The sequence below is a fragment of the Flavobacterium ardleyense genome (genome assembly GCF_042686085.1).
In the GTDB taxonomy this organism is placed as follows: Bacteria; Bacteroidota; Bacteroidia; order Flavobacteriales; family Flavobacteriaceae; genus Flavobacterium; species Flavobacterium ardleyense.
The window spans coordinates 162,262-181,158 of record NZ_JBHUOL010000003.1; the positions used below are offsets into that span (position 1 = coordinate 162,262).

The window sequence follows — 18,897 nt, forward strand, 5'->3', positions numbered from 1 at the left end:
CAAAGAGTTCGTATTACCAGCAAATACTTCATAAAAAGCGCAAAAATTAGGTTAATTATTTGATTTTAAAATTATCGATTTATATTTAATTTCTTGGTCAATATTTGAACCTCCATATAGATTCTTATAATAAATGATAGTGTCGTTATACATTTTTTTGGATATTCTTAAGTTATAAATTACTGCAGGCGCTTCGCCACCAATCATAGCAAATTCTTTTTTTACTTTCATTTTAAAAACAAAATACCCTTCCTCATTTGTTACCTTACATTCATCATTTAGACACACTTTTACCTCAGTTAAGGGGTTGTTATTTATATCATAAACATTTCCTTCAACTGCCGGAGTTATCAATCTCGTAGCACATGACGCTGTGATAAAGAGTATGATTGAACAAACAACTAACTTTTTCATTTTTATTTTTTATGAATTTAGTATATTGTAAGTTCAAGCTATAAGTGCAACAGATAAATTAAAAACACTTGGAGTTATCCCCCAAGTGTTTAAGGTCAAAAGCTTAAATTTGTCTTGCATGAAAAAATACAAACAATTAACCGTTGAGCAAAGATACCAAATCGAAGCTCTATTACAAGCTGGTTTTAATCAAACAATGATACCTGACCAACTAGATGTACACCGTAGTACAATTAGTAGGGAATTAAAAAGATCCATACCCAAAAGAGGAAGAGGTTCTGGCGAATACTGTGCTTCAAATGCAGAGCGAAAAACTCGTAATCGTCATAAGGAAAAACACAAAATGGTTTCATTAACCCCTGATTTAAAGCAAGCTATATTTGATAAAATGACACTGGATAAATGGAGTCCAGAATTATTATCAAAGCGCTGGAAATTAGAAAGAAAAAATACCGTTAGCCATGAAACAATTTACAAGTGGATATGGGAATCAAAACATACAAATAGGTTAGAAAATAGACTTTTTAAGACATTTTATCAAGAATTGAAACATGGTAAAAGGAGACAAAAAAGAGGAAATATAAAAGACACTCGAGGAGCAATTCTCAATCGTCAACACATTACTGAAAGACCAGCAGTTATTGAACAAAGAAAAAGAATTGGGGATTTAGAAGCAGATCTAATGATGGGAAAAGACCACAAGTCAGCATTACTAGTCCTTACAGACCGAATTACATTAATTACTATGATAGATAAATTGCAGGGAAAAACAGCATTAGAAGTTACGCAAAAAATAATAGAAAGACTCTCCAGATTCAACTCGAGTTATCTAAAATCAATCACTTTTGACAACGGAAATGAGTTTGCTGGACATACTGAAATCGCAAAGAAATTTAATCTAAAAACCTATTTCACAACACCATATACCTCGCAAGAAAAAGGAACTGTAGAAAATAGAATTGGTGTAATTAGGAGGTTTTTTCCAAAGAAAACAGATTTACGAAATGTAACTAATGAAAGAATTATACAAGTAGAATTATCAATTAATAACAGACCTATTAGAAAATTCAATTATCTTAGTCCAATTGAAACGCTAAACAATAAGTTTGTTGCACTTATGAGTTGAACACAGCTTTTCATTATTTTAATCATTAATTATTTTTTCTAACTTCTGTTATTGTATAGTTATGTGTTCCACCGTTACTTTTTCCTTTAATCAAAAGATTATCTTCAATAAACATTTTATTTAACACACTAGTTCCAGTACTTTCCGTTTTAGAACCAACATAAAAAAAATTATAAAATCTTTTTTTTTACATCCCGAACCTACGATTCAAAAAAATCATTACATTGCTTTTTATTAAAATTAGTATTGAAGTAAAAAAGGCTTTTCACTGCTATCCTTATCACAATTCTTATTTAAATCCAAATGTAATAAAAATGACAAAATTTAAAAAGTGTAAATACTTCATAAAATCTATTTGATTTTTATTATCGGAAATTCATCATTTCCTGGATTTATTATAGAAATAGGTGTTCCAGAAATTAAGTAATTACCTTCATAATTCTCAATATAAATTACTCCCATATTACCATATTTTTTATTAAACACTATTCTAATTTTATTATCAGCAACTTTATCACCAACTAAATTCATGTAATTTTCAGTCTGATCACTATCAGAAATATATTTAAGAGTAATTAAATTCAAATCTTTTATAAAGATTTCAAAACTTGTTTTTAATTCATCTCTATTTGTTTTTTCGAAAAAATACTTACCAATCCAATTACTATTAGTTACTAGAATTTTTTTCTGAATAAAATCTTCTTTTAATAAATTTATTTTACCCTTCTCATCAATTTTGTAATAATTCCAAGAAGTTACTTTAATTCCTTCTTCTTCTTCAGTAATTGATAAAGTCCATAGATTTAAACTAGCGTTTAAATAAAAATATTGCGTTTTAGCTACTAAAGCTTCTCCGTAATTTTCTTGTTTGTATATTACTAGAGAGTCAACTAAACTATTATTACTATAGATACATAAAGAAATACTCTTAAAAATATCTGCATTTGTATTATTATTATTAATATTATTATTCAGTCTAAAAGTGAAATTTTTTTTACTACTTAAAATTCTATCTTTTGTTAACAAACAAAATTTATCATAATCATAATTTATCTTCGATAAATATTCTCTTTGAGATTTTATTGAATTATTATTATTAATTTGATTAACAAAATTTGACTTTGATATTAAACTATCTCCCAGAGGAATATTAAGCTCATTGTTATTTACTATTTTTTCTACTTTATTATCATTTTCTACTTGTAGATGGTTATCTTTTTTACAAGAAAACAATATTGCTAGAATGGTACATAATATTATATTTCTCATTATTTTTCTAATTTTATTATACTTGATTCATTAAAATTTCCTGAATGCAAATGACTGTTGTGAAGAATGCCACCATCTTCTGCATTTTTGATTTTTTTGCAATACGTATTATTCCCAATCAAAACTTCTGTAAATTTAAATTTAATTACTGCATCAACAAAAGCTTGATCTTTTTTGATGTCATTAAAATAAATTGTATCAACACTTCTTCCATTTACATGTTCAGCACTTGGAAAACAAGAGCCCTCTTTAAAACAACTACCAGTTGTAGTAATTATGTCATCAAAACTACACTCAGCTATAGCTCCTAAAAATCCAGCAAATACATTAGGTCCTGTATATCTCCTTTTGGTGTTTGAGAATTTATATTTTATTAAAACATTATTTTTCGAATAATTTAATACATCAGGCATTTTAATTAACTCAATCTCTTCATTTTTAGCCTTATATAGCCTCCAAATTAATCCTTTTATTGGATGAGAGCCATATTCTGCAATATCGCCGTTTTTATACTTAACTCTTCTTGTGGTACTACCTTCTTTTACAGTTTCATCTTTTAATACCTCATTATGAGTAGGAATTGTTTTATAAACAGTACCTACTTCTTTTTCTTTAGTATTATACCATTCTAAAACACATATTGCGTGTTCAATATTTTCTTTATCATGATATACGTATTTGTATTTTTTTTCAAATCCTTTCTTAATATATTTAGGAGATCTTTTTTCAATTTTCCCATTGTTAAAAATATGGTACGTCACAATATCAAAATCAGTTGTATTATTTAATATAATTGGACATATTTCAAAATAATTTATCTCTTCCGACAATCCCTCACTATAAAATTCATTGATTGCTTCTTCAAATTCCCAAACATAAGAACTCCCTTCTTTACCTTTATAATATTGCTTTTTACCTCTTTTATCAATCCAGTACTCATCTTTCTCTCTTTTAAACATGGGATTATCATCATACGCAGCTTTAGAACTATTATAAACTACATAATCTTTTTCTTTACCATGCCCACAAGCATTTGGATAATTTACTGCAAGGTACAAATCTGTTTTAGTCTTTAATTTATCCTTAAATCTTGGTTGTTTGAAAAATTTCTCAACATACTCTAATTGTTTATAAGCATTAAGTTTTATTAAATCAGATCTCTTAACACCCAAATCAATAGCGGCATCCTTTCCTATCTGAATTAATCCAACGTAACCATTTTTTGTATCATCCTTATGTTTTTGAAATGTTCCAACTGTTGGGCTAAAAGTCCTTCCCGTTTCCAATGCCATAACTGCCATTAACCAATTTGCACCTTCATTTTTTTCTTGTGGAAGACCTATGCTTTTAGATATTTCTAATACTTTTTTTCTAAATTCACAGCTAACTTTATTTCCCCAGATTAAATTTATTTTCTCACAGTCACATCCGGTTGTTATACCTTCCACAGCCTGCGTTCCCACAACAACAGCAGCTTTATTCTCTACCATTTTTACTGCTGTTGGGGTAGACTGTAATATTAAAGCAGCTTCTGACATCGAACCGTCAGCATCATATAATACTTTGTTATTTTGATTTTTAATTTGAATGTAAACTGTTCTTGATTTAGTTATTTTTGGTATTTTTTTCCAATCTATTTTTGCTTTCAGAACACCATCGTCTGATAAAATGGGTTCTAATGATACTTTCATATCATCATCTGGACCTATAACTGCTTGCCAAATCTCAATTTTTATTTTTGAAACATCCTTTATACCTGTTGTATTTGCGTAAAACCAACTCACATCGTCATAATCTACTAAAGTGTGTTTTTTAGAAGCGTTTTCTTCTCCAATTATAGCATTTTTTATATTTAAAACCGCATCAACAATTAATTTATCTGCTGGAAATCTAGTGTCACCATTTTTTAAGGTTAAATGCGCTGCTGTTACTTTAAAATAAAGTCTACCCCAATCTCCTGTTTTTTCTTTAATTGACTTATCTAATTTAAAACTTATTAGATTCCCGTCAAATTTTTTAATATTTTTAAAGTATACAGGATCGTTACCGCTCATATAATCTTGGTCAAATACCTGAATATTTATCTCTTCACCTATAAGGAATTCTGTTTTAAGATAAATATTAACTTTTTGTTCCCAACTAGCATTTTGTATTTTTATACCATTATTGTCTACAAAATAGGCATCATTTAATTTCGCTTCCTTTATATCAATTGGTTTTGTTACTCCTTTTCTATGTCCAATTTTACAAGTAACGCTTTCAATTCCAGCCTTGGAAGGAGTAATATCTATTATTGGATTTTTATAAGTTGTGTTTTCTAATGTTAATCCAAAAAGGTTCCATACCACTTTTTCACCTTCAATAGGAGGCATTAAAAATTTATCCACTTTGATTTGTGTTTTTTTACCAACTTTAGATTGCCCTACGAAAACAATATCCACTACATCATTGTGACTAACTTCAAAATGCCAATCGTCTTTTTCACCATCTTTATTGGAGCCACTTGTCGATGCATTTGCTTTTGTTACATAAGCTTCTACGAAGTATTTTCCTTCTTTTAAAAAATGAACACCCGGAATATCAATACAAGAACCTGTACCAACATAATTTCCATTTAAATTCCACTTTATTACTGCACTTTCTGCTGAAGTGAGTGTGTTTCCAAATTGTGTTCCAGTTACTTTAAATTGCATAGGAGTTTCTGGTCTAATTACCTCGGCAGCGTGCGAAATAGTAGTAACATGAGTGGCTTCTGTTTGTCCACTTAATTTCTTAGTGACGATTTCTTCTCTATCATTAGTATAAGTAGCAATAATAGTATAAGCAGCGGTTGAATTTTTTGGAGTAAACATAAATTCCCTACCTGATTGTTTGCCATTGGAAATGACATTACCCGAAGCATCTGTAGCGTAAATAACTAAATTTCGTACCTCTTTTTCTGTAGGCTCGAATAAAAATTGAGCTTGAAAGGTAGCAGGAAAATCCTGTCTAAATTTCGTTTCGCCTTTTTTATCTCTACTAAATTTTTCGCCGTCTTTAATTACCAGTTTTTCAAACTTATTCTGAACAACTTCAACATCTATAGAACAGCTTGTATAATTTTTGTTGTAAATACCATTTTCATATTCTTGCATTTTCGGCTTACCGTATCCTTCAATTCTAAAGGTACCTAAGTTTGCAAATGTGTTTTGAAAACTGGCACCAATTTGCTCGTTAATAATTATTTTTTCTCCTAAATTACCTTTTTTAACATCATAAATTACCCAAGATGTAAGGCTAACATTTCCTTCTGTAATATTTGCTATAAAAGTCGCTTCTTCGTTTAAGCGAATAATTGCTTTTTCAACAGCTGAACTATTTGTTGAGCTAATTTGTTTAAAGCTATCATTTTCTTTTACGGCTTTTAATATAATGCTAGATACACTTGGATATTTAGGCTCATCTTTAGGAATTTCAACACCTGAATTAATTAATGCTAGTTCCGCTTCATCTGTATTTTCTGAATGCTCTTTAACTACACTATCTTCTTGTCCGTGTTTCTTAATAGATATTTTACCTCCAATTGTACATTGAAGCGTGGATAATTCAGTCAATATTTTTTTACCGTCAACTGTTTTTTTATCATAAGCTTTTTCCCATTTAGGCAAAAATGCTGGCGCACAAGGCAAATTACCACTGCTTGAAGGTTTTAAGGTACATTTTCCAAAAGTGGCAGTAGAAGGCTTCATTGTTGTGTCTTCTTCTGTCGCAGCAAATTTTTTATCATCAGAATTTATGAGTAATTTCTTGTTTTTGGTTACAATAATTTCCGCTTCTGTTGTTGGAACTTCTGCTTTATCACACACACATGTTCCTCCATGAACTACGAAATATTTATCTTCGTGTTCACTTTTTTCCGCTTGCTTTTGTTCATTTTCTTCTTTTTCGTTCTGCTCCGTTTCTTGCTGTTTAGCAACTACATTAGCGTCCCTTTCTTCATCAGTTAGTGTTGCCATAATTTTTATAATTGACTAAAGTAATGATTTTATGGTTATATTTTCTTCAAACTGAAAATAATCATTTAACTTAATTTCAAGCTTTGAATTTAATTCTATTATATTTAAAGTTCCTTCTTCATATTTAATTTTTGATAAAAAATCAGCAGTAAGAATTGTATCTTCTGTCTCTTTAATACTTTCATATTTATTTTGAAGGCGGTATTGGTTTAAACTTTGTAAAAAGTCTCTTTTATTTAATTCATTTGCACTAAAATGAATAGAATTATCCTCGACTTGCTGAGCCTTTAGTTCAAATTTTAATTTACCAACGGTCGGAATCTTCCAGTTAAAATCTACTACATTTTCTATACAAAATCGCTTTAAAGATAAATTCAAACAATTTATTATTGACAATGAACTTATAAATTGTTCTGCTTTCTCTTCGGTTTCAATTTGATCAAGAAACTGCCCTCTTATATATTCTAAACCGTCACCATTATACTTTTCCTTTAAGATATTATCTGTTTTTTCTACCGATTTCTGAATTTCTTTAAAGTTGGACAATTTCAACACATCGTCAATTAAAATGAACTTTAAGGGAAAAATACTTTCAAAATAAAAATTCGAAATCATTGGGAATTTATTTTCTATTGCTTTATCATTCACTGCAAATTTCAACCTAGTAACCTCAACTTGTTTTTGATTCGTTTTTGCTTTTAAAACTATATCATAAGTCGCTTTTGCTTGATTTAAAACCTCGGCACTCTTAATTCTAATTTCGTTTACAACTTCAAAATAATTTGAACTTAAAATCATCTCGGGATTTCGGGCTTGTGTCATGAATTTATATACTTTTCAATTCTTAAATTAACTTTACAGATTTGTTTTTGACTCTATTGATGTTATTTTAGTATATTCATATTATAAAAAACTTATAACAAAACGCGGTTTATATAATAAAAAGATGTGAAAAAAACATCTTTTATTTTTTAGACTGCATCAGATATTGATTAATCAGAATTTTATCACTTTTGAAATCAGAATAATCTGAAATACTAACAGTATCCGAAATAAAACCTCTTTTTTTAAAAATAATCTTACTTGGTAATTTATCGCTTAACATCCTTGAAATTCTATAGTCTCCTTTTACTTTAATTCTCTCTACTATAAAAACTCCATTTTCATTAGTTTTTAATGCAAATGGAACAAATCCAAAATCTTTCCCATCGTTATAAAAAGTTACTTCAACATCACTAATTGGCTTGTTATTCATATTTAAAACTGTCCCTCTTATTTCATTTTGGATGATGTAATTCTTAGATGAACAAGAAAGAAGCTGAAAAAATATAACTACAATAATTTTTTTCATTATTACTTTATTTTTAATTTAGAACACCATAGTAATCCTAAGACATCTTTTTCATCGGCAATTATTCTATCATAATAATTAGGTGGTCTGTGATTACTTAGTTTTGTATATTTCATTATATCTATTTCTCCTTCTTTATCATCAACATAGGAGTACGTACCATTAGGCTTTTGAGTAACGGTTGATGAACCCTTGTGAGTAATTGATTTTCCAAAACTAATATATTCTTTCAGTATTTCGTGTCCCAACTCATGTGCAGCAGTTTCAACAAATTCTTTCATTGCATAATCAGAGTCAATAAAAAGCCAATCGTCATTAGAATGATCGTATCCATTCTCATGATAATATCCTTCTATATAAAATAATTTTCTAGAAAGAATCCAGTTTCTTGAACGACTTGCTCCGAAAAGCTCTTGTAAGAAACTTAACTTTGTATTTGTCCAATAGGTTAATTCCGGTGCAGGCATACCATTTTCATCACTTATGGATTGAACAAAAACTTCATATACATTTTCGTTAATCAAAACTCCTCCGTTTTTATTTTTAGCGTTGTTTGATTTTGTCCTACTCCAATATGTATCTATTCCTGACAAAGCCAAATCCTTCAATTCGTCAAAAGATTTATTTTGTCTGTCATATGGTTTAATTCTGTAATAATCAATAGCATTATTTGAAACCTTATCTGAATCATTTATACCTTTCGCTCCGCCATCTTTTATATCAACTCTTAATGTTACATCAATTATTTTAGAATTTTTATCGATTTTTATGTCTACCCATCTTACTTCATCGTATTTTGATTTGAAAATATCTTTAGGTTCGTTAGAAGCACCAGTAATTTCAACTATTAATTCACCGTTTGTAAAAAGCGTACTGTCGTATATTTTTGAATTAGAAAATCCATCCCATTCGATAGTAGTTTTTTGACCGGAATTTAATGGATTTTGGATTTTACTATTAAAAACGGTATTACCATTGTGTTTAATAAAAAATGACAAGTTTTCCGCGTTTCCTTTTTTACAATTAACTTCAAATCTAATTGTATTATTTTCAATTTTATCCTTGTAATTTGAAATACCTAAAGGTAAAAAAGTATCTTTTAAAATTTTAACTTCAACCTCTGATTCTATAGTTGCAGGTGAATACTTTTCAGGATTTCCATAACTTACTCCAGCTTCAACTCCAGTTTCCGTAATTGTTGTTGCAGCACTATAAACAATACTTTCTTTGGTGTAGATATTATAATCACCACCAGTAGTTTCTATTAATTTTCCGCCAACAATTCTTGTTTTTGTCATTTTCTAATGTGCTTTTGCTTTTTCACCACTATTATTTTGAATCTCTTTTTGCGAATGCTTATTTATAGAACCATTACTACTTGCCTCATATCCTTTTTCACTACTTATAACTCGTTGTTTTTCAGTGTGGGATTTCAAATCACCCATGATGATCTCCACCATTTCACCTCCCACATTTAAAGCATTATTACCACCTATACTCACATTATTAGAATTCCCTACCGAACTATTTTGATTTGCACCTACACTAATTGTTTTATTATTTCCCGCCGTGATATTAATATCATTGCTTGCCATGATATTGATATCTGTGGCTTGCAAGTTAATTGTTTGTGGTGCTGTGACATTTATGTTACTTCCTACAGTATCAAAATGTATTTCATTCCCACTTTTATCCGTGATGACGATACTTTCATCTTCTGTAAATTTAATAATATGACCACTTCTAGTCTGAATTATTTTAATATCATTTCCTGAAGTTGCATAGCTCGAACTCTCACTTCCATTATACATTGTTCCTAAAACGAATGGTTTCTCTGCATTTCCGGCTTCAAAAGCTACTAATACTTCCTCTCCTATTTCTGGAATAAAATACATTCCTTTTCCAGCTCCTGCATGTGGATTTGTCATACGAATCCATGGCGTATTTTCTTCTTGCCACGCAAATTTTACTTGAACTCTTCCTAATCCTGCCGGATCATTATTATCTGTAATCACAGCGGTTTGCGTATCTGCAGTTGGGTGACTGTGAACATTTCCGTAAGGAGGCGCTAAAACATCTTGTGGAACCGCCTGAAAACTATTATGATATGAGCCCGATTCATCGCAAACATGCGTAATATCTGTAATTATATAACTTCCAAAGTTTTGCTCTTGTAATCCATCAATTAAATTTCCAGTTAACGAAAAAGCAGGTTCTTGAATGGAAACGATATCGCCAATTCGCAATCCCGTTTCATCACTATCTCCTTTAGCAGTAACTAAATCCGAAGCTCGTGAATGCAATTGCGTCGTAACTCTATCTACTAAATGCGTTCTGGCACTTCCTTCTTCAATGGCGTGCGTATAAAGCATTGTTGCCGTTTCTGGAAACAATTTATTGGAACGTTCAAAGGCTACTTTTGCATAACCTTCCGGTTGGTAATTTATTTCTGAAGTATTTGCTTTTTGTGTTTCGGCACTACTTGATTCATAACCAATATATTCCAATCCAAGTGGTTTAGTTCGCATTTCAATATTGAAACTATGCAAAGAGCGACCATATTCTAAAGTAAAATTCTTTGAAGTGGGTTGGCCAAAAATTAATTCTTCACCATTATAATAGAACCATTGTCCTCTCTTTTGGGCTAACCGTGCTAAAAAGCCAAAATCGCTTTCGCGATATTGCACCGTGTAATGCATTGGACTATCATTAGTTACTTTGACAGTAGGTTGTAATTCCTTTTGTCCAAAATTTGAAGTAATTTTCTTGACAATATCACCTAACGATTGATCTGAAAAAGATAACGTTTTCGGCATTCCCTCCATAACAATTGTGGGACTGTAACCATTAATTATAATTCCTCCAGCCGCACCCGAAGTACGAATCATTTGCGCTTCAGTGACAATTCCGTTAAATATTAAAGGTGCAGTTGTACTAAGGCTTGAAGCAGAAATCTCAACTTTAATAGGCTCTCCAATATAACTTTGTGCTTTATCGATCGCTTGATTCACAAATTCTTTCGGCAAAGGTTGCAATACAGAAAAAGTATGGTGCGTATGCACTTTTTGATTGATGACCAATTTTGAAAAGCGCGTAAGTGTCTCGCCCCCAATAGTAATGCTGATTTTGGTACTTATTGCCATAAAAAGAAATATTAATGTTATTCGCAAATAAAAATTTGCGTTAGGAAAGTAAATTTAGTAAAATTATCCAACCAAAAGTTAAAGTGTATAAAAATATTTTTAGTACTACAATTAAATTATTTGATTTTTGATGGTATAAGTTTGCCCTTGAAGTAAATTCTGATTCACAAGACTTATGCTTCTTTGAAATAACGCTATCTTATTGCGGAATGAATTTTCCATTGTTATTTATTTTATATTTTGAATAATCTAAAAATGTTGTGCCTTCTTCATCTGAGTTAAAGTCTTTAAGATGGATTGTTTTTTCGGTATCTATATAGAAATAACGTGTACTTTGTCCTAAATCATTCCCAACAACCGAGGAAATTAAAAGCTTGTCGATAATTTTATTATTAGACATACTTACAAGCATATTTTGGATTTGACTTTCTGGGAATTCGCAATTGCCACAGTCAATTTTACCTTTGTAAATTATTGAAAAGACTTCAAAATTATTCGAAAAAAATAATTTTGAAGTCTTAAATTCAATATTTTCTTTTTGATTACTTAATACAAATTTTGTATCTAGATATAATTTCGCATCTAAATAACTTAAATTTATGCTTTCTCTAAGGCTATCATTTTCATCTTCAAAAACAAAAAATTGAAGTTTATTGTAAATCGAATCTTGTGCTTTTTTTCCAGAGGTCCACTCTTTTGGAAAAGCATAAAGCAAATCTTTATCACCATAAGGCAATACAATTTTTTTATGTTTTTGATGTTTTTGAATGGAATTTTCACCAATAGCTCTTCCGCAAGAAAAAATTACGAGTAGTAAAAGCACTGAAAATATTTGTTTCATTTTTTAAATAATTGAATGAATTGAAGTACTATCAAAATCTCCTGAATGCAAATGATCATTGTGATCTGCCTTATAGCTGTGTGCATTTAGCAACCATTTTTTTTGTGTTGCACCAGCAATAACCTGAGTAAAATTCCAATCTACAAAAGCATTTAATAAATTTTGCTGATTGCCTTGATTTGCTAGATAACTTGTGTCCACACTATCTCCATTTGGATGTGCCAAACTCGGATAACTTGTAGCATCGCCAAAACACATTCCTGTCGAATTTACACCGGCAAGACAATATTGAGCAAGAACACCGATAAAACCTGCAAAGCATTCGGGTTTACAAAATCTTCTTTGCGTGTTTGAAAATCCGTAAGCTATTATGACATTATTTCTGTTTATATTTAAACTATTAGGCATTCGAATAAGTGGCACATCCGTTCCAGATGCATCATAACGCACAATTCTATTTGTTCCAGGAAAAGAACGGGCTGTTGCTCCATTCCTGTGGTTTCCAGTAGTTACAATACTATTAGGGTAGATGTGATTGAATTGCGCGTTTCCGCCTGCTGGTGCATTTTCTCTTCGAATAGCATTTGGTGGAACTGCTCCAATTTGGCGTCCGTTGTTCCTGCCCATAACAATCGTTTTATCACAGGTAGCAATTAACATTTCATTGTCATGTTGATCATAGTAATAATAGCACACTTGGTCAGAATTTGGATTGTCTATTTTACTGATTCTTTTTCGAACAGCACCGTTTAAAGGCAAAAAGTTGTACGGTGCATCTGTATATGTATTTCTGTTACCAGTTCTTGCTAAAAAAACACGGGCATATACTTCATATAAATTTCTATTAACAACTCTAAATCTTCCAACAGCATCCGAATTTAAAAATGTTTCTGCTCCGTTTATTTCTTCAGTACTTGTTCTAAATGCACATGCTTGTTTATCGTGACGTTCTACAATTATTTCTAAATTACCAGTATTTGTACCTAAATTAGTAGCCCAAGTATTAAAAGTAGCAGCTGTCGAAGGTCGTAGTTGTAACTTAATAATGGCCTTATCTGCATGACTGGTTTCTAAATTTGTGTAATGTGCATGAGAACCATCTCTGTTATTAAGGGCATCAAAGTTTCCAACTTCTGCGGTTAGTAGAGTCGATGTAACATATTCACTTCCTGCTGCTCCTTGTGGATTGAATTTCATCAAACTTAAACTATCGGTATTCCCAGTTAAGGTATTCGTTGATGGCTTCACTACCGCATCAATTTCTAAGGCACGCATGTTACTCGTTTCAATTATCAAATAAACCGTTTGGCCCAGGATACGATCAAAATCTTGTCCTTGATTATTGAGACTGTCAATTTTGCTAAATGCTAAGTTACTACCGTTCTGTGTCACAACTTTTTTGGCAAAGTAAACCGTACTGATTCTTTGCAAACCATCATCAGGCGTTTCTGGAATATTAGCTTCATTTAAAGTTGTCGTTTGTCCAGAATCTGTAATCGTTATTTTTGCCATACTTCTTTATTTAAACTAAAATAAATCTTTATTATATCTCGTCGTGTTTAACGCTTGTCAATTGATAATGAAAATCTTTTGAATAATTTTTTCCAAATGAAAAAGCAATAATTACTTCACTTTTGTTAAGCATTCCCGTCTTCGTATTAAAAACAAATGTACCTTCATATTTATCGAGTTTTGGCCTATCTTCCGTTTCGTCAAAATATATGTTCTGTACTTTCATTTCTCTTTCAAACATTTTCTTATTAAAGTTCTCTAAGTTTATTTCTCCAGTTAGCGTGAGTTCCACTTCTTCTATCGCTCTATTCAAGCGGTTCATCTTAATATCTTCATTAATTTCCAGCCACGTATTTTTTAAGAAATTGGTATATCTCACTTTATATTTTTGCTTTAATCCGAATCTATAATAACCTAAAAACTTAATCAATACCAATCCGTATTTATCATACCGTTGCAGGTCTTTATAGAGCAAATTTTCATTCTTATAAAATTGTTCGAGTTTATCAAAAAGCTTGCTTGCGTTAACTCCAACATACTTTTTTGACAACATTTTTATCTTTTCCTTAGCCTTTCGTTTTATCAGATTATAGTTTACAATTTTGACAAAGTTCAAATTCTCATCTACCATAACTTTTACATCATCAGTAATCGTGGCAATTTGATCAATTAAATCCTTTTCCGAAAGCGATAATTCTCGGTTTCTATGCAACCTGTCAAATACTTCAACATGATATTCGTAGCCATTACTCACTGTCTTTCGAATTGTGAGATGTAGGTTTTTTATGATTTCTTCTCTTATTATAACACCATTGGAATTTGTTTTTTCTGCGATTTTTAAACGATAAAACTGCAACTCTTTTTTCAGATTTGGCTTAACCTCAACAATATTATCTTCTGGTGAATACAGCATATAATTTAATTTTTAGAACTCAATTTTTTATAACTTTTCATATCGTTCTTCAGGTTGAAACTTTTTGTTTATTTATTTCCTACAAATAGAGTTTTCTCATCACTAATCCAATCATTATTATTCCAGCGACCATCACAATCAGATTGCAGTTGCATTACAATATTTGCATTTCTTATATCTAAAATAATACAAGAATAGTTTTCGTGAAGAATGCTATCTTTTTCTGTCTGAACGTAACCCTTTATGATGTAGTCCATAACCAAATATTTTTTATTTTTGGATATCTTCAGGCTTTTACTTGAAAAATTATCCTCATCAAAATCTTTAATTTCTATAGTTTTATTCTTAAAAACAATTCGTGGTTCAGCCAGTAATTTTGACCCTTCGTCATTCTTTAAAAACACTATTTTATAGTTGCTATCAATTTTTTTACAATAAGCAAATTTAGATTTTGTTTCATTTTGTGCATAAATAATAGAAGTAAAGAATAAAAACCCTACTATTAAAAGACTTATTTTTTTCATTATAATTTAGATTTTAAATCTGTGTAACGTTTTGTTGCATTAGTCATAGTATAACTTCCTTCTCCCCGTAAAGGACCATAAATCTCTAATATTTGACCTTCATAAGTTGAGAAATTTACGCCCCATTCTGAGGGATTTTTGGAAACTTTAGAATTCTTAGTAAAAAACGAATCCAGCGCTGCTCCAAAGCAGTTAGCTACATGGCCCGGTCTATTAACATCATTATCTAACACCGTAGCTTTTCCTAGATTAGAAGTTATATAACTTGAAATCGGATAAGAATAGCCTGTTGGTTTTTTAGCTAAAGCACTATTCAACCTTTTTATAAAGTCCTTGATCTGTTTTACTTTATAATCATTATCTTTCATCAAGCTAATTATAGGCTCCATTGGCGGACAAACCACTTTCTTGTTATACTTACTTTCTTCAAAACCTTCTCTAATTTTATTTTTAAGATCTTTACCCTCTAATCCGTCGTACTTAGCTTTATATTTATAGGTCGTTTTTGTCACGACACCCGCACTATTTTTATGTTCCGTTTTTTCTTCTACAATTTCCCATTTGCAACTTTCTAAATAGCATTTGTACTTATCAGGAAACTCGGTTTTGAATTCCCAGATTTGAATTGGAAGTTCGCCATATCCAGTCGCATTTATAGTTTTTTGCATTGCGCCCGCTGTCAAGATTTCACTATCATAAGACTGAACAGCATCCATCTTACCCTCATTTTCCGACATTGCAATTAATATACTCTTTTCATCGGCTGAAACGGTATTACCTGCTGTTAGCTCATCCCACTTATCATAATCTTTAAGCGGTAATTCTCCCCAGTAAACAGGTCCAAAAGCTTTATTATACCTAGTACATTCAATTAAATCTTTATACTTCTCACCGCAATCACAATTCTTAACTTCAAAATGTGTATCTTTTTCATTTAGAAACTCATTGGAATTATTGAAATATTTTATCTGATCTTCTGTATCAGTAATGTTTGCTTTGAAATATAAAAATGCATTTTTATCCTCTCTTTTTTCAAGTTTTTCTAAAATACTTTTTAAATCAACGTCAGCTTTTGGCCTTAAACTTATTTCTTGAGCATATATAAAAGTATTATTAATTGTAAATTCTACCTTTGTTTTTTCTACGTCACCAATTAAAAACTTCACAGGATTAGTGAAGATTAATTCTTCATTTGTAAGCTTATTTTCGTGAATTTCAATACTAAGTTTACCATTTGTTCCATTGCAACTTGCAACTATAAGTACTTTTCCCTTTATTTTCCCTTTTGGTAATTTAAAATATATGAACTTCCCCTTACCATCTGGGCCTTTCTCTTGCACTTCCTCTTCCCACCTCACAGTAACTTGCTGTCCAGCCACCAGTTTAACATCATCCTCCAAATCTGTACTGATATTTCTCCTTTTTTTATTTACGAAACGCGCCTTAACGTTTGCAGGGGTTCCACCACTTTTAACGGAATACACTTCTGTTTTCGCTTCCCAAATTAGTTTAGGTTTTTGTTCAGCAAAATAGACAGATATCAACTCCACCTCAAAATCCACTTGTTCCTTTTCATCGTACACAATTTGGTTAGGATCTGTGCTATAAGTGTCAGTACTCTGCTCGCTATTAGTTGCCATTTTTCTGAATTATTTAATTAAAATCTATTACTGATTTATATTTAGATTTAATTTTTTTTATAAGCGCCTCTCTTATTTTAGGATTCAATTCCTTTAAAGACATATTTAGATCCTCGTTTAAAAAACAATCTTCCTCTTCATTACATCTAAAAGAAATGTGATACAGATATTTTTTGTCTTTATATAAAACTATATACGAAAGTTTTTTATCCGAATCTGAATTGCTACAATACGTAAAAGGAATAAAAACCGCTTCCGCTTTTTTTAAATTATAGAACCAGATATTTTTTTCACTAAAAGCAATCATTTCCATTTGGTAATCCGGATCGTCAAACGCTATATTTAACAAATGTTTTTTGTTTTTCAGTTGCACTTCAATCATAGTTTTATGACCATCAAATGGTGGCTCATCAGGATTACATAGCGCGTTTACTTTAACATTTAACACATTTTTTCCATTACAATCTCCCCATTCTTTAAAAACGGAAATCGAATCTATCTGTACAACTTGTGAAAAAGTTTTTGTTGAAAAAAGAGCAAGAATGAAGAGAATGTTAAGTAACACTCTCCGCCTTAAGCTCTCTATAATAAATTGGTAATTCATAATCTTCATCTTTTATCGTGTATTCTATTGGATAAACACTTGAGTTTATAGTATTATAGGGACTAATTTTAACTGCATCTCCTTGATTTCCTCCAAGACCAAACAAATGAGTGCCCTCTTTGTTTTTTGCAACCGCGAAAGTCACATGCTTTCTATTATTTACAACACAAATTGCGCCTAATGCTAGCTGATTATTATTGGTTTTTTGTGACCATACCGGATCATCAAAGTGGTCTGGCAGTGTTACAGTTTTACCATCTTTTTTAACTTTTTTATTTCTATATCTTGTATTAGTATACCCATAACTATAAGCACCAGGATCTAACTGTGCGGAAAATTCATTTTCCTTCAAACACCAACCAATAAATGAAGCACACCAGGCATTCGTAATAGTTGCACATCCAGAAGGTTTATGTTCTCTGTTAACCTGATGATAATCATTAATTATTGTATTGCAGTGTGAAGCTTCTGTAACTCCTTTTTCCATTTCTTCTCTCGCTGTCTTGATCCATGGTTGCTCCTTATGCTTAATTTTAAAATATTTACCTTCTCCTTTTAAAAATAAATTTTTACTACCTGAACTTCCAGCGACACCATTATACTCTACATCTGGTTCAGTGCAATTTACTTCCACATAAAGTAAAGCTTCGCCATTAGAATCATCTAAGATCAGCTTCGCCATGTCAAAGGACAAATTACCCGGTTTTTGATTTAACATCAATTTTAAAATAGCTTTATTCTTAAAGTCATCCTTATTTGACAATGTAGCATCAGAAGCAAATTTCCCAACCTCAATTTCAAAAGTGTCTTTTGCGACAACATTTTTGTAATTTGCTGGATCTTTAACTGCATCAATATCTTTTAAATCGATAAACTTGACAGAAGTATCAACTTCTGAGAGTACTTTTTTGTCGCCACTTTTAATATTTACTTTTAATTTTTTTCCTTCTAGTCCACTAGTATCAATTACTAATGCGATATTATAACTCAATCCTCGTTCTTGTACTTTTGTTAATTCTAGAGTCTTAACAGTAGTGGTAGTAGTTCCTTTTTTTTCAGTTTTACTATTTATGTTGAATTTTGCAAAGTAAACATCCAAAACCCCCGGATTATCTTTAATTGCGATACTCTCTACTTTAGGAATTGGTTTTGCAACTGCCGTATTAAAAGCAGGTTCGCAATTAATAAAAGATTCTTTCACCAGCACTTCTTGTTCCTGAACCAAAGTAGTCCCAAGTTTTTGCCACGGACTTAAATTTATAACACTCATACATGGCGGTGGTGGTATTTTTTGAGCAGGCCACTTTGAATGACCGCAAGTTCCTTTAAACTGAAGATTGACCATATTACTATCATCATTCACAGTTGCCCATTTTTGATCCTGCAGAAGAATATCATTAGAAGTCACCACAAGTGTTCCAAAACCTTGTGCAAGGGGACACTTTAACGCGGCGCCGTGCATAACAACCTCTCTTTTTTCAATTGGAGTTTGCTCTTGTTCTTTATGTTTTTTCTCTTCTCTTTTTTCTTGCAGTCTTTCTGAATGCGATTTATCGTCTAGCATA

15 protein-coding genes are annotated in these 18,897 nt (G+C 31.0%); 1 reads left to right on the top strand and 14 read right to left on the bottom strand.

All coding sequences use genetic code 11. The annotated features are described in order from the left end of the window. Nucleotides 1-51 precede the first annotated feature (51 nt). Nucleotides 52-414 (bottom strand): hypothetical protein, encoded by a 363-nt coding sequence (locus ACFSX9_RS01325; RefSeq protein WP_379803411.1) that lies wholly within the window; start codon nt 412-414, stop codon nt 52-54. A gap of 118 nt (nt 415-532) precedes the next feature. Here ACFSX9_RS01325 and ACFSX9_RS01330 point away from each other — a divergent pair, with 118 nt between their 5' ends. Beyond that, a complete protein-coding gene (locus ACFSX9_RS01330; RefSeq protein WP_379803414.1) occupies nt 533-1,540 on the top strand; it encodes an IS30 family transposase in 1,008 nt (335 codons plus the stop codon). A 351-nt stretch (nt 1,541-1,891) separates the two neighbouring features. Here ACFSX9_RS01330 and ACFSX9_RS01335 read toward each other — a convergent pair whose 3' ends face one another. The 13 genes from ACFSX9_RS01335 to ACFSX9_RS01395 all read right to left on the bottom strand — a co-directional run bounded on the left by ACFSX9_RS01335 (nt 1,892) and on the right by ACFSX9_RS01395 (nt 18,896). After that, a complete protein-coding gene (locus ACFSX9_RS01335) occupies nt 1,892-2,809 on the bottom strand; it encodes a hypothetical protein (protein ID WP_379803417.1) in 918 nt (305 codons plus the stop codon). After that, entirely contained in the window at nt 2,809-6,804 is a 3,996-nt protein-coding gene (locus ACFSX9_RS01340; RefSeq protein WP_379803420.1) for a DUF4280 domain-containing protein, read from the bottom strand. Before ACFSX9_RS01340 ends, ACFSX9_RS01335 begins: the two co-directional genes overlap by 1 nt. Nucleotides 6,805-6,819: 15 nt before the next feature. Further along, nucleotides 6,820-7,626, bottom strand: a complete 807-nt coding sequence (locus tag ACFSX9_RS01345; RefSeq protein ID WP_379803423.1) for a hypothetical protein — start codon at nt 7,624-7,626, stop codon at nt 6,820-6,822. Nucleotides 7,627-7,768: 142 nt separating this feature from the next. Beyond that, nucleotides 7,769-8,155 (bottom strand): hypothetical protein, encoded by a 387-nt coding sequence (locus ACFSX9_RS01350; RefSeq protein WP_379803426.1) that lies wholly within the window; start codon nt 8,153-8,155, stop codon nt 7,769-7,771. 2 nt (nt 8,156-8,157) lie between these two features. Further along, entirely contained in the window at nt 8,158-9,453 is a 1,296-nt protein-coding gene (locus tag ACFSX9_RS01355; protein WP_379803429.1) for a hypothetical protein, read from the bottom strand. Nucleotides 9,454-9,456: 3 nt separating this feature from the next. Beyond that, on the bottom strand, nt 9,457-11,298 hold the full coding sequence (locus tag ACFSX9_RS01360) for a type VI secretion system Vgr family protein (RefSeq protein ID WP_379803432.1): 1,842 nt from the start codon (nt 11,296-11,298) through the stop codon (nt 9,457-9,459). Nucleotides 11,299-11,497: 199 nt separating this feature from the next. Continuing rightward, a complete protein-coding gene (locus ACFSX9_RS01365; protein WP_379803435.1) occupies nt 11,498-12,139 on the bottom strand; it encodes a hypothetical protein in 642 nt (213 codons plus the stop codon). A 3-nt stretch (nt 12,140-12,142) separates the two neighbouring features. Continuing rightward, nucleotides 12,143-13,651 carry a hypothetical protein gene (locus ACFSX9_RS01370; protein ID WP_379803437.1) on the bottom strand — a complete coding sequence of 503 codons (1,509 nt, stop codon included), beginning with the start codon at nt 13,649-13,651 and terminating at the stop codon, nt 12,143-12,145. Between the two features lie 31 nt (nt 13,652-13,682). After that, nucleotides 13,683-14,564, bottom strand: a complete 882-nt coding sequence (locus ACFSX9_RS01375; RefSeq protein WP_379803439.1) for a hypothetical protein — start codon at nt 14,562-14,564, stop codon at nt 13,683-13,685. Nucleotides 14,565-14,632: 68 nt separating this feature from the next. Beyond that, a complete protein-coding gene (locus ACFSX9_RS01380) occupies nt 14,633-15,088 on the bottom strand; it encodes a hypothetical protein (RefSeq protein WP_379803441.1) in 456 nt (151 codons plus the stop codon). Beyond that, nucleotides 15,088-16,728 (bottom strand): hypothetical protein, encoded by a 1,641-nt coding sequence (locus tag ACFSX9_RS01385; RefSeq protein WP_379803443.1) that lies wholly within the window; start codon nt 16,726-16,728, stop codon nt 15,088-15,090. Before ACFSX9_RS01385 ends, ACFSX9_RS01380 begins: the two co-directional genes overlap by 1 nt. Before the next feature lie 13 nt (nt 16,729-16,741). After that, on the bottom strand, nt 16,742-17,332 hold the full coding sequence (locus ACFSX9_RS01390; RefSeq protein ID WP_379803446.1) for a hypothetical protein: 591 nt from the start codon (nt 17,330-17,332) through the stop codon (nt 16,742-16,744). Continuing rightward, nucleotides 17,283-18,896 carry a PAAR-like protein gene (locus ACFSX9_RS01395; protein ID WP_379803449.1) on the bottom strand — a complete coding sequence of 538 codons (1,614 nt, stop codon included), beginning with the start codon at nt 18,894-18,896 and terminating at the stop codon, nt 17,283-17,285. Before ACFSX9_RS01395 ends, ACFSX9_RS01390 begins: the two co-directional genes overlap by 50 nt. Between the last annotated feature and the right edge of the window lies 1 nt (nt 18,897).

Bases quoted from the DNA above. Each gene is read 5' to 3' on its own strand.
- ACFSX9_RS01365 (WP_379803435.1), bottom strand. From the start codon at position 12,139: ATGAAACAAATATTTTCAGTGCTTTTACTACTCGTAATTTTTTCTTGC.
- ACFSX9_RS01375 (WP_379803439.1), bottom strand. From the start codon at position 14,564: ATGCTGTATTCACCAGAAGATAATATTGTTGAGGTTAAGCCAAATCTG.
- ACFSX9_RS01380 (WP_379803441.1), bottom strand. From the start codon at position 15,088: ATGAAAAAAATAAGTCTTTTAATAGTAGGGTTTTTATTCTTTACTTCT.
- ACFSX9_RS01325 (WP_379803411.1), bottom strand. From the start codon at position 414: ATGAAAAAGTTAGTTGTTTGTTCAATCATACTCTTTATCACAGCGTCA.
- ACFSX9_RS01335 (WP_379803417.1), bottom strand. From the start codon at position 2,809: ATGAGAAATATAATATTATGTACCATTCTAGCAATATTGTTTTCTTGT.
- ACFSX9_RS01355 (WP_379803429.1), bottom strand. From the start codon at position 9,453: ATGACAAAAACAAGAATTGTTGGCGGAAAATTAATAGAAACTACTGGT.
- ACFSX9_RS01360 (WP_379803432.1), bottom strand. From the start codon at position 11,298: ATGGCAATAAGTACCAAAATCAGCATTACTATTGGGGGCGAGACACTT.
- ACFSX9_RS01340 (WP_379803420.1), bottom strand. From the start codon at position 6,804: ATGGCAACACTAACTGATGAAGAAAGGGACGCTAATGTAGTTGCTAAA.
- ACFSX9_RS01390 (WP_379803446.1), bottom strand. From the start codon at position 17,332: ATGAATTACCAATTTATTATAGAGAGCTTAAGGCGGAGAGTGTTACTT.
- ACFSX9_RS01385 (WP_379803443.1), bottom strand. From the start codon at position 16,728: ATGGCAACTAATAGCGAGCAGAGTACTGACACTTATAGCACAGATCCT.
- ACFSX9_RS01395 (WP_379803449.1), bottom strand. From the start codon at position 18,896: ATGCTAGACGATAAATCGCATTCAGAAAGACTGCAAGAAAAAAGAGAA.
- ACFSX9_RS01370 (WP_379803437.1), bottom strand. From the start codon at position 13,651: ATGGCAAAAATAACGATTACAGATTCTGGACAAACGACAACTTTAAAT.
- ACFSX9_RS01330 (WP_379803414.1), top strand. From the start codon at position 533: ATGAAAAAATACAAACAATTAACCGTTGAGCAAAGATACCAAATCGAA.
- ACFSX9_RS01350 (WP_379803426.1), bottom strand. From the start codon at position 8,155: ATGAAAAAAATTATTGTAGTTATATTTTTTCAGCTTCTTTCTTGTTCA.
- ACFSX9_RS01345 (WP_379803423.1), bottom strand. From the start codon at position 7,626: ATGACACAAGCCCGAAATCCCGAGATGATTTTAAGTTCAAATTATTTT.